The following is a 6,069-nucleotide window of genomic DNA, read 5'->3' as shown; positions in this document are numbered from 1 at the left end:
TACGAGCATCGTCGAAGGCATCAACAACACCATCAAGGTCATCAAGCGCCGGGCCTACGGCTACCGCGATCAGGAGTACTTCTTCCTGAAGATCCGCGCAGCCTTCCCCGGTAATACGCGATGAACCGGAAGTTGGCCACCGGGATGCGCGGATCGCGCAGGCGCAGGTGGTGGGTGATGAAGCGGTGGCCCTTGACCGCGAACACGAAGTCGTCCGGCGTCTCGTCGTGCCAGCGCTGGTAGCTGTCCGGGTGCTGCAGCGAGTAGAAGCTGCCGTTGATCTCGATGGTCGGGAAGGTGCGCGAGGCGAATTCGAGCTCGCGGCGTTGTGCCAGGCCCTGCGGGTAGAACACACCGCGCCACGGCGTGTAGCGCCAGCCGGAAATACCGATGCGGACCTTTCCGGGTTGGGTGGCAGTGCTCATGCGTCAAGGTTTCGGGCGGCAGGAGTGGCTGCAAGGATCCCCGTGCGGTCGGCGAGCGCCCGTGAACTCCACTTGCGGGGGCGGCACCAGGACGGCCGGGGAGGCGGTTGACTCCTTTTTTACCCTCGCCGCGGCACAATGGCTGCCCTGTTCAGACATAGGCTGGAATCCCGACATGGCCCATACCCTTCCCGATCTCCCGTATGCCTACGACGCGCTCGAGCCGCATTTCGACCGCCAGACGATGGAGATCCACCACACCAAGCACCACCAGACCTACGTCACCAACCTCAATGCCGCGATCGAGGGCAGTGAGCATGCCGACACGCCGATCGAACAGCTGATCGCCGACATCGACGCGCTGCCGGAAAAGATGCGCAAGGCGGTACGCAACAACGGCGGTGGCCACGCCAACCATTCGCTGTTCTGGACCGTGCTGTCGCCGCAGGGCGGCCAGCCGACGGGCGAAGTCGCCAAGCGCATCGAGAGCGATCTCGGAGGGATGGACAAGTTCAAGGAGGACTTCGCCACCGCTGCCAAGGGCCGCTTCGGTAGCGGCTGGGCGTGGCTGACGGTCGACGGCAGCGGCACGCTGGCCATCGAGGATTCCGCCAACCAGGACAACCCGCTGATGAAGGGCATCGGATCCGGCAACACGCCGATCCTGGGCCTGGACGTGTGGGAACACGCCTATTACCTGAAGTACCAGAACCGCCGTCCGGACTACATCTCGGCGTTCTTCAACATCATCAACTGGGAAGAGGTCGAGCGCCGCTACCAGGCCGCGCGCGGCTGATTTTTCGCGCAGCGCTGATCGTCACGACGCCGGGCATTGCCCGGCGTTGTCGTTTCCGGCCGAGTCGTCGGGTCGTGTGGCCCGGGGGCGGCAGAGGGAGAGCCCGGTATCCGACAGGAACATGGCTGTCCTCTGCGGTGGGGCTCGCTGGATGTCCGGGCGGCCCGCCGCGGCCACAGGGGATGCCCAGCCGGATATCTCCGCGTCCTGCTACCACATCCGGCCGCCGGCCATCCATGGCCGGCTCTGGACATCCCCCTACGTCCGCGGCGGGCCCAGAACCGTCGCTGCGTCCGGAAGAGGTCAATAGCGAACAACGTCAGGCCGTCAGACCGTGGTGGCGGCGACTCTCGACCTGCCGCTGCTGCCGCGGTTTCGCACCTGCCGACCTCGATGTCCGGAAGTGCCGGACGCACGAGCGTGTCAGCGGCAGGCGACGCTGGCACAACCGCTGTTGATTTCCGTGCCGGAGCCGGCGGATGCCCGGGCCCGTCGCGTGTGCACCGGGGGGGGTGCTCCCAGCCGGCCATGGATGGCCGGCGGCCGGCCGTGGTAGCCGGATGCGGACTCCGGCCGGGGGAGCACGCCCCCCGGTGCGCGCGACGGGCAGCGCGAATCCAAACGAGGTGCCGCCCGGCGCGCAAGGACATCCGGCCGCACGCCCCCGGAGTGATCGCCCATCGATGTCCGGTTCGAAATGATGCTGCCCGCGCTTGCGTCCGCCATGCTGCGCGCGCAAAGATCGGCCACCCGTTTTCGATGGAGCACGCATGGAGATCGCGAACCGCAGGGTCGGCACCGTCCACTTCACCCTGCGCGACGAGCAGGGTGCGGAAATCACCAGCACCCGTGGCCACCAGCCGCTGGTGTACCTGCATGGCACCAACAGCATCGCGGCAGGGCTGGAGCAGGCGCTGGAGGGGCGCGCCGCGGGTGACCGCTTCACCGTGACCGTGCTGCCGGAGCAGGGTTTCGGCCCGCGCCACGAGGCGCTGGTGCAGACCGTGCCGCGCGATGTCCTCGACGTGCGCTCGGAACCGGTGGTCGGACAGAAGCTGCAGGCGCAGACCGCACGCGGCCCGCTGGACGTCGTGGTGACCGCGGTGGAGGCCGATTGCGTGCATGTCGATGGCAACCATCCGCTTGCCGGGCGCCCGTTCGTGGCCGACGTCGAAGTGGTCGACGTGCGGCTGGCAACGCCGGACGAGCTGCAGTTCGGGCTTGGTTGATCCTCCCGGCCCATCGGCCCGGTCAGGCACGCCAGCGGCGCAGGCGCGGGCCGCCACCTGCGCGGCGCGTCGGCCTAGAATGTACGCATGCAGACCGACCCCACGCCGCTCGCCAGCCAGTTGCTGATCGCGCTGCCGGCGCTGTCCGATCCGAACTTCGCGCGCGCGGTCGCGCTGATCTGCCAGCACGACGACGACGGGGCCATGGGCGTGATCGTCAACCGTGTCTCCGAGTACACGCTGGGCGACGTGTTCGAACAGATGGACATCACCAGCAAGGACGCGCTGCTGTGCGCGCAGCCGGTGCTGGCCGGCGGCCCCGTGCATCCCGAACGCGGCTTTGTCGTGCACGACGGTACGCGCAGCTGGGATTCGACCCTGCGCATCGGCGACGACCTGCACGTGACCACCTCGCGCGACGTGCTCGAGGCGATGGCGCGTGGCGACGGGCCCGAGCGCGCGCTGGTGGCGTTGGGCTGCGCCGGTTGGGGCGCAGGGCAGCTGGAGTTCGAGCTGACCGAGAACACCTGGCTGACCGTGCCGGCCGACGCCGAACTGCTGTTCGCGGTGCCGCTTGAAGCGCGCTGGAACGCCGCGGCCGATCGCATCGGCGTCGACCTGCAGCGCGTCGCGGACTATTCGGGCCACGCCTGATGTCCACCATCCGGGCCGACGGCACCGTATTCGGTTTCGATGTCGGCGCACGGCGGATCGGCATCGCGGTCGGCAGCCGCTTCGGCCACGGTGCACGTGCGCTTGCGGTCATCGACGTCCATGACGGGCAGCCCGACTGGCATGCGATCGACCGCCTGCGGCAGGAGTGGAAGCCCGACGGCATCATCGTCGGCGATCCGATGACCCTCGACGGCGGCGACCAGCCCATCCGCCGACGTGCCCACCGCTTCGCACGCGAGTTGCGTGCGCGCTACCGCCTGCCGGTGCTGCTGATGGACGAGCGCTCGAGTTCGGTCGAGGCCGCCCAGCGCTTTGCCGAACAGCGTGCCGAAGGGCGCCGCCGGCGCCGCGATGCCGCCGCGCTGGACGCGATGGCCGCGGCCATCATCCTCGAACGCTGGCTGGCCGCACCCGGCGATGCGTTCGCGCTGCCGTCGGACTGACTCCCTGTGCGCGGCATCTGCCGCCGAATGACGGAACCAATGAACGAACAGCTCGCCCCCGATGGCCGCCTGCGCCACCTGCTGACCCTGGACGGCCTTCCCCGCACTGCGCTGGAGGCGCTGCTCGACCGTGCGCAGGCGATCGTCGATGGCGGCATCGCGGGCGCGCCACTGGCCGGACAGGCGGTGTGCACGTTGTTCTTCGAGCCCTCGACGCGCACCCGGATGAGCTTCCAGCGCGCCGCGCAGCGGCTGGGTGCCGACGTGCTCGCCTTCGACGCGTCGACCTCGTCGACCACCAAGGGCGAGACCGCGCTCGACACCCTGCGCAATATCGAGGCGATGGGCGTGCGCGGCTTCGTGGTGCGCCATGCCGCCGACGGTGCGGTGGCGTCGCTGGCCGCGGCGGCGGGGCCGGACACCGCGCTGGTCAATGCCGGTGATGGCCGCAGCGCGCATCCCACCCAGGGGCTGCTCGACATGCTGACCCTGCGCCAGGCCAAGGGGCGCGACTTCTCCGGACTCAGGGTGGTCATCGTCGGCGACATCCGCCATTCGCGGGTCGCGCGTTCCGACCTGCATGCATTGCGCACGCTCGGCGCCGGCGAGATCCGCGTCTGCGCACCGGCGGCGTTGCTGCCCACCGATGCGATCCTCGACGGCTGCCGGGTGTTCGATGACCTCGATGCCGCACTCGACGGCGTGGACGCGGTGATGATGCTGCGCCTGCAGCGCGAGCGGATGGAGGAAGGGCTGGTGCTCTCGCTGGAGGGTTACCACCGCGAGTTCGGACTGACCGCGACACGCCTGCGTCGCGCGCGCCCGGACGCGGTGGTGCTGCACCCGGGGCCGATGAACCGCGGCGTGGAGATCGACGACGACGTCGCCGACGGCCCGCAGTCGCTGATCCTGCGTCAGGTCGCCAACGGCGTGGCGGTGCGCGCGGCGGTGCTGGAGGCGCTGCTCGGCTGATTCGCGCGGTGGCGCGGCCACGTCCGCAGCCGAGATTCGTGCCGGTCACGGAATGATGCGGCGCGGCCACGGGCGCCGCAGCGGCGGGCGGCCGCGGTATCGTGCGCAACCCTCCCATGTGCGCCCCGCATGTCCGTTTCCGAAACCTCGATCCCCGCCCGCGCCGCCGCTTCCCCGGCCCACGCGCTCAAGCCGCGCCAGCTGGTGATGATGGGCCTCGGCAGCGCGATCGGCGCCGGCCTGTTCCTGGGGTCCGGGGTCGGCATCCAGATTGCCGGACCTGCGGTGCTGCTGTCGTACCTGATCGCCGGCGCGCTGGTGATCGTGGTGATGCACGCGCTTGGCGAGATGGCCGCGGCCAAACCCGCAAGCGGGGCGTTCTCGGTGTATGCCGAGGATGCGATGGGCGCGACCGCGGGTGCCACCGTTGGCTGGCTGTGGTGGCTGCAGGTCGGCGTCGTGGTGGCCGCCGAGGCGGTGGGCGCGGCCGGCCTGCTGGCGACGATCTGGCCGGGGCTGTCGGTGCCGGGGCTGACACTCACGTTCATGGCGGTGTTCACCGCGATCAACCTGCTCGGCGTGCGCAATTTCGGCGAGTTCGAGTTCTGGTTCGCGATCCTCAAGGTCATCGCGATCCTCGCCTTCATCGCCATCGGCATCGCGCTGGTGATGGGCTGGCTGCCGGCGGTCGCGTCGCCGGGCTTCGCCAACTTCACGGCCCACGGCGGCTTCGCGCCCAACGGGATGATGGGCATCGGTGCCGCGCTGCTGGTGGTGGTGTTCGCGTTCGGCGGCACCGAGATCGTCGCCATCGCCGCGGCCGAGACCGCGGATCCCGCGCGCAGCCTCGCCCGTGCGATCCGCACCGTGGCCTGGCGGATCCTCGTGTTCTATCTCGGCTCGATCGCGGTGATCGTGGCGGTGGTGCCCTGGAACAGCCCGGCGCTGGCATCGCCGTTTGCCGCCGTGCTGGAGACCGCGCGCATTCCGGGTGCGGCCACCGCCATCACCCTGGTCGCGGTGATCGCGCTGCTGTCGGCGCTCAATGCCAACCTCTACGGCGCTTCGCGGATGATCTGGTCGCTGGCACGCCGGGGCGAGGCTCCGGCAGTGCTGGGCCGCAGCGACCGCCGCATGGTGCCGGTAGCGGCGGTGCTGGCCAGCGTGGCTTTCGGGTTCGCCGCCGCCGCGCTGGAACTGCTGTATCCGCAGCGCGTGCTGCCGATGCTGCTCAACATCGTCGGTGCCACCTGCCTGCTGGTGTGGACGATCGCGCTGGTGTCGCAGCTGATCCTGCGCCGGCGCGCCGATCGCGCGGGGGTGGCGCTGGCGTACCGCATGCGCGGGTTCCCGCTGCCGACGCTGTGCGCGCTGGCGATCCTCGGCGTCATCTTCGCGCTGCTGGTCGCTTCGCCCGACACGCGCACGCAGTTCCTGTCGATGGCGGCGCTGACCGCGGCCATCGCCATTGTCAGCGCACTTGCGCGCCGGCATCGCGGACGCGCCTGACGTCCACGGCGCGTTGCAGG

At 69.9% G+C, this 6,069-nt stretch carries 7 protein-coding genes and 1 pseudogene; 7 read left to right on the top strand and 1 reads right to left on the bottom strand.

Translation table 11 applies throughout. From position 1 onward, the window contains the following. The coding region (locus LDO11_RS07090) for a transposase (RefSeq protein WP_209165578.1) at positions 1–124 on the top strand (124 nt) is incomplete at its 5' end. A 4-nt stretch (positions 125–128) separates the two neighbouring features. On the opposite strand, the pseudogene LDO11_RS07085 reads toward LDO11_RS07090, so the two are convergent. Next, a pseudogene (locus tag LDO11_RS07085) lies at positions 129–425 on the bottom strand (DUF72 domain-containing protein); the annotation flags it as partial. 175 nt (positions 426–600) lie between these two features. Here LDO11_RS07085 and LDO11_RS07080 point away from each other — a divergent pair. The 6 genes from LDO11_RS07080 (at position 601) to LDO11_RS07055 (ending at position 6,049) form a co-directional block, all read left to right on the top strand. Next, a complete protein-coding gene (locus LDO11_RS07080) occupies positions 601–1,221 on the top strand; it encodes a superoxide dismutase (protein WP_232140904.1) in 621 nt (206 codons plus the stop codon). Positions 1,222–1,991: 770 nt separating this feature from the next. Next, entirely contained in the window at positions 1,992–2,450 is a 459-nt protein-coding gene (locus LDO11_RS07075) for an FKBP-type peptidyl-prolyl cis-trans isomerase (protein WP_232140903.1), read from the top strand. A gap of 87 nt (positions 2,451–2,537) precedes the next feature. Further along, entirely contained in the window at positions 2,538–3,104 is a 567-nt protein-coding gene (locus tag LDO11_RS07070; RefSeq protein WP_232140902.1) for a YqgE/AlgH family protein, read from the top strand. Beyond that, a complete protein-coding gene (gene ruvX / locus LDO11_RS07065) occupies positions 3,104–3,568 on the top strand; it encodes a Holliday junction resolvase RuvX (RefSeq protein ID WP_232140901.1) in 465 nt (154 codons plus the stop codon). The genes LDO11_RS07070 and ruvX overlap by 1 nt, the downstream gene beginning before the upstream one ends. 27 nt (positions 3,569–3,595) lie before the next feature. After that, a complete protein-coding gene (locus tag LDO11_RS07060) occupies positions 3,596–4,540 on the top strand; it encodes an aspartate carbamoyltransferase catalytic subunit (protein WP_232140900.1) in 945 nt (314 codons plus the stop codon). Between the two features lie 129 nt (positions 4,541–4,669). Further along, entirely contained in the window at positions 4,670–6,049 is a 1,380-nt protein-coding gene (locus LDO11_RS07055; protein WP_232140899.1) for an amino acid permease, read from the top strand. Positions 6,050–6,069 lie beyond the last annotated feature (20 nt).

It is taken from the genome of Alterluteimonas muca (genome assembly GCF_021191595.1).
Taxonomy (GTDB): domain Bacteria; phylum Pseudomonadota; class Gammaproteobacteria; order Xanthomonadales; family Xanthomonadaceae; genus Luteimonas; species Luteimonas muca.
Note: the sequence above shows the minus strand (reverse complement) of the source record. Positions and strands in the feature narration are given on the sequence as shown.

What these genes read in the sequence shown, in the direction of transcription:
- LDO11_RS07080 (WP_232140904.1), top strand. Translation starts at nt 601, where the DNA reads ATGGCCCATACCCTTCCCGATCTCCCGTATGCCTACGACGCGCTCGAG.
- LDO11_RS07075 (WP_232140903.1), top strand. Translation starts at nt 1,992, where the DNA reads ATGGAGATCGCGAACCGCAGGGTCGGCACCGTCCACTTCACCCTGCGC.
- LDO11_RS07070 (WP_232140902.1), top strand. Translation starts at nt 2,538, where the DNA reads ATGCAGACCGACCCCACGCCGCTCGCCAGCCAGTTGCTGATCGCGCTG.
- ruvX (WP_232140901.1), top strand. Translation starts at nt 3,104, where the DNA reads ATGTCCACCATCCGGGCCGACGGCACCGTATTCGGTTTCGATGTCGGC.
- LDO11_RS07060 (WP_232140900.1), top strand. Translation starts at nt 3,596, where the DNA reads ATGACGGAACCAATGAACGAACAGCTCGCCCCCGATGGCCGCCTGCGC.
- LDO11_RS07055 (WP_232140899.1), top strand. Translation starts at nt 4,670, where the DNA reads ATGTCCGTTTCCGAAACCTCGATCCCCGCCCGCGCCGCCGCTTCCCCG.